This window comes from Micromonospora sp. URMC 106, from assembly GCF_051386395.1.
Lineage (GTDB): Bacteria > Actinomycetota > Actinomycetes > Mycobacteriales > Micromonosporaceae > Micromonospora.
On the sequence record NZ_JBPQTP010000243.1, the window covers coordinates 1 to 608 of the forward strand.

The 608-nt window shown below is 77.3% G+C and carries 1 protein-coding gene; it reads left to right on the plus strand.

The features are described from left to right. On the plus strand, positions 1-608 hold a 608-nt coding region (locus tag ACSNOB_RS31955), incomplete at both ends, for a glycosyltransferase family 9 protein (RefSeq protein ID WP_436691164.1).

Genomic DNA, 608 nt, shown 5'->3' on the forward strand with positions numbered 1-608 from the left:
TTGCTGCTTCGGCTGGCCGGTGTGCCGCGGATCAGCGCGATCAGCGATGACTATCCCGGTTCGTTGTTGGATGTGCGCCACCGGGTTCCGGTGGGTGTGCCCGAACCGGAGCGTGCCCTGTCCCTCGCCGCCGCCGCCGGTTTCGCTCTCGCTGCCGACGACGAACCCACACTGCGCCTGCGCCCCGAGATCCTCGACCGGCCGGACGACGTGCCGCACCCGGCGCTCGCCGAGCCCGGCTACGTGGTGGTGCACCCCGGCGCGTCCGTGCCGGCCCGGGCGTGCCCGCCGCGGCGGTGCGCCGAGATCGTCGCCGCGTTGGCCGCGGCCGGTCACCGGGTGGTGGTCACCGGCGGACCGGACGAGCGGGAGCTGACCGCCCTCGTCGCCGGGGACGCCGGCGTCGACCTGGGCGGCCGGACCGATCTGGCGGGCCTGGCCCGGGTGCTCGCCCGGGCCCGCTGCGTCGTGGTCGGCAACACCGGGCCCGCCCATCTGGCGGCGGCGGTCGGCACGCCGGTGGTCAGCCTCTTCGCCCCGACCGTCCCCTTCGGGCAGTGGGGCCCGTGGCGGGTGCCCACCGTGCGGCTCGGCGACGCCGGGGCGCC